Below are 4,118 nucleotides of genomic sequence, written 5' to 3'. Positions count from 1 at the left end.
TTGGAGCAGGTATTGGAATTGGAGTGGGTTGATGACTGAGGTACTCTAAGACTAATTTTCTTTAGTCAAGACAGAGCTCAAGCATAGGGGGAAAGGTTAAAGGGAAAGCGAAAAGCCCTGTGATTATATCCTTTGCCCTTTAATGTTTTACTTTTTCGAGATTGATTAAGTCAGTCAGGGATTTTTAAAAATGGTATAAGACCAAATCATCTCATGTCCGAGAGGATCGGTATTGTAATATGTTGGGAATAGGTATTAGGTATTAGGTAATTGTGATTACTCCTCTAGGATTACCTATTATCCATTACCTATTATCCATTACTTACTATAGTAATTTTCAATTCGGTGAAGTACTTTCGTCTTGGGTTAATGGGATTAGGGAGTAGGGATTAGGGAGTAGGGAGTAGGGAGTAGGGAGTAGGGAGTAGGGAGTAGGGAGGAGGAATGGGTGCATATCGCTTTTGAAATTATGGAAGAGTGAGATTCACCCAATAATTGACGCAAACACTATCAAAAAAATACTTTTGCAAGAGGTTTATTCACACAGTACTGGATAATATCATACTAAAGGACTTGATAAGTGTAACGGTTAAAGACTTATGCGACGACGGGAATTCAATCAACTCCCTTGGTTTTTCCTCAGTTTGGGATTGGCTAACTGTACTCACAATTCCCAATCATCAAGACAATCATCAAGACAATCATCAACCTTTGACACAGCTAAAACACTTAGCATCTGGTGGCAACAGGGTTTTTATCCAGAAGAAACTGATGCACTCCGGACAATCATCGACCAGTGGGAAAAAAACAATGGAATTAAAGTTCAATTAGTCATCATACCTCAGAAGGATATTCTCAAAGAAATCGAGAGTGCGATCGCATCAGGTAATCCTCCTGACATTTTCTATGCAGGGGTAGCAGACTTGACCATTATTCCCCGTCTAGCATGGAATAACCAACTGGTAGATGTGTCTGATGTGATACAGCCTCTGAAAAATTGGTACAGTGAAGGGGTTCTGGCTGGAGTCAATTATCAAAACAAAGTTGCTAAAAAACGTAGCTACTATGCTGTACCAATTATGCAATCAGCCATCCATATTCACTACTGGCAAGACATCCTGACCGAGATTGGTCAGGCAAAGGGGGCAATTCCCAGAGATTGGCAGGGATTTTGGCGGTTTTGGGAGGAGGTTCAGGGACAATTGCGTCAGAGCAGTTATCCCAATATGTATAGTATCGGCATGCCTATGTCCATGAGCTTAGATACCTACAACAATTTTGAGCAATTTCTAGAAGCCTACAATGTCAAACTAATTGATAAAAATGGCAAATTACGCTTAGACGACTCCCAAGTTAAGGAAGGCATTGAGGCGGCTCTAAAGCAATATACCCGCTTTTATATCAATAAGAATGTGCCACCGGATGCCGTAGATTGGGATAATACAGGCAACAATGTAACCTTACTCAGCCGCACTAGCCTGATGACGGTCAATCATACTCTATCAGTTCCAGGTTCCCAACGACAAGATACCGAAATTTACACCAAGCAACTTTCTACAGTTAAGTGGCCCAATAAACCTAGTGGGGAACTGATGAGATTCATCATAGAGATCAAACAGGTCATTCTCTTTAAAGCCTCCACAAAACAGGAGTATGCCAAGAATTTTCTCTCATATTTGGCACAACCGCAAAACTTACAAGCCTACACCGAAGGGTCTCAGGGTCGATACTTACCCGTGATGCCGAAACTGTTTGAAAAACCCTTTTGGAAAAATCCTAGTGATCCTCATATTTCTGTGGCGCTACAGCAGTTACAAAACACCCGACCAGCTTATCAAGTGTTAAACCCAGCTTATAGTGAAGTGGCTGCTCAAAACGTTTGGGGGGAAGTGATTAGAAAAATTGTGGTGGATAATTTGTCAATTAAGGAAGCCACTAATCGAGCTATTGATCAAATTAATAAAATTTTTTCTAATTGGTATAAACCTAGTTAGCTTCTTCGTTATCACAATAATTGTTATCGCATTTTTAGTTGAATTTTGAAGATAAGATTGATATAAAAAGATAACAGGTAACAGGGTCGATATATCGTAATTACGATGGATTTTTTGGTGTTATGAGCAAGGGATACAGCGCCGCCCTGCATCCCTTAAAACCCTCTTTATAGCATGCCTGTTGTCTGTTGCCTGTTGCCTGTTGCCTGTTGCCTTAAAAAAATAAGCAATGTCACTCAAAGGTTGCTGACAATTGCTATAGTTATAAATCAGGTGTTGGATTACATTAGCTGATAGGTGAATGCTGATAGGTGTTCGCGTAGCGTGGCCATAGGCCAATGCTGATATCTCAGTCCGTACAAAGGATTGAGTTGACGCGAAAAGCTAAATTCTCACGCTTATTATCATTGTTATGATCAAATCAACTCAAAAAACATTACTGTCAAAGCTAGTCACTTACTTTTCACTTTTATCAGTTGTTACGGTAACTATTGTAGCCATTACTGCTTATAGTTTAGCTAGGAAAGCTCTCAAACAATCTGTCTTTGATAGACTCAGTGTTGCTGTATCTATCAAATCTGCTGAACTCAATCAATGGTTTAACAATCAGCGCCAAGATGTGCTGTTATCGGCTCAGTTACCAGAAATCCGAAGACAAGCCGAGGTCTTGCTCAGCAGCAAAAGGTCTCAAACCAGGTCAAGAGATTACCAAATCGCCTATCTTCGCATTTCAGAATACCTGACTGATTTAGCTGCCATTAAGCCTAATCTAAGAGAAATTTCCCTGCTCACAACTGGTGGGATTATCATTTTCTCAACTAACAAAACTTTGGAGGGCAACTATCAACCCCTTGGTGCGACTACCACTTACTTCACCCGAGATCAAACGGACATTAAGCCAACGTTTTATAGCTCTTCAAGAACAGCCAAAACAGCCATCACTTTTGCCACACCCGTCCTTAACCAATCCGGTAACCGTATAGGAGTGATTTCCATTACTCTCGATCTTCAAGAAGTTGATAACCTAATTCGAGACCGTACTGGCTTAGGTAAGAGTGGCGAAACCTATCTAGTCGGTCGATTGGAACGAAAAAATATATTTATCGCCTCAGGTCAGTTTGAGAATCAAAAATACTCTAAGGGAATTAGTAGTTTGGGTATTGATAGCGCTACCCAAGGAAAAAATAGTTCTGGGCTTTATCAGAATTACGATGGGATACCTGTGATCGGTGTGTATCAGTGGTTGGAGAAACAGAACCTGGCCTTACTAGCTGAGATCTCTCAGCAAGAAGCTTTTGCTCCCGCTCGTCGGCTAGCTGTGAATATTGTGCTGATGGGATTGAGTTCTACTGGACTGCTGCTAGTAGCGGTTTATCTACTATCAAGCCAGATTACCAAACCGATTCGGGCAATAACAGAGGCAGCGATTCAGGTAGCTAGTGGAAATCTAAACCATAAAGCTCCTGTGTTGAGTGATGATGAAACTGGAGTGTTGGCTCAGTCATTTAACCAGATGGCACAGCAATTGCAGGATTCTTTTACGGCCTTAGAGAAAACGAATCAGGGTTTAGAAATCCGAGTGCAAGAACGTACTGTGGAATTAGGGAAAGCTAAAGAAGCTGCGGAAGTTGCTAACCAAGCTAAAAGCCAATTTTTAGCTAACATCAGCCATGAATTGCGCACTCCCCTCAATAGCATCTTAGGCTATGCCAGAATTCTCCAGCGCGATACAGCTAAAGCTGCTACCCAAGACGATGGCGTGAAGGGCAGCACCCCAATGAGCGATCGCAATTTAAGACACCAGCAAATAAAAGGTTTAAAAATTATAGAGCAAAGTGGAACCTATCTATTGACCCTAATTAACGATCTCTTAGACTTCTCTAAAATCGAAGCCCGTAAGATGGAACTCTACCCCAGTGAGGTTGATTTTTCAAGCTTTTTGGAAGGGGTAGTTGGTATTATCCGCATGGGAGCTAATGAAAAAAATATCTTGTTTAACTATAAAACTCAAGGTAACCTACCCACAGGGGTTAAGGTAGATCAGAAACGGTTACGACAGGTTTTACTCAATCTATTAGGTAATGCAGTTAAATTTACTGACCAAGGTAATGTCACATTTAATGA

The 4,118-nt window shown here is 41.0% G+C and carries 2 protein-coding genes; both read left to right on the top strand.

Annotated elements, in window-relative coordinates; genetic code table 11:
• Positions 1-599: 599 nt before the first annotated feature.
• On the top strand, positions 600-1,994 hold the full coding sequence (locus F6K52_RS33195) for an ABC transporter substrate-binding protein (RefSeq protein WP_293088905.1): 1,395 nt from the start codon (positions 600-602) through the stop codon (positions 1,992-1,994).
• A gap of 412 nt (positions 1,995-2,406) precedes the next feature.
• The coding region (locus F6K52_RS33190) for a hybrid sensor histidine kinase/response regulator (RefSeq protein ID WP_293088903.1) at positions 2,407-4,118 on the top strand (1,712 nt) is incomplete at its 3' end.

This window comes from Moorena sp. SIO3H5, from assembly GCF_010692395.1.
Lineage (GTDB): Bacteria > Cyanobacteriota > Cyanobacteriia > Cyanobacteriales > Coleofasciculaceae > Moorena.
This window is presented reverse-complemented; position numbering and strand designations above follow the sequence as displayed.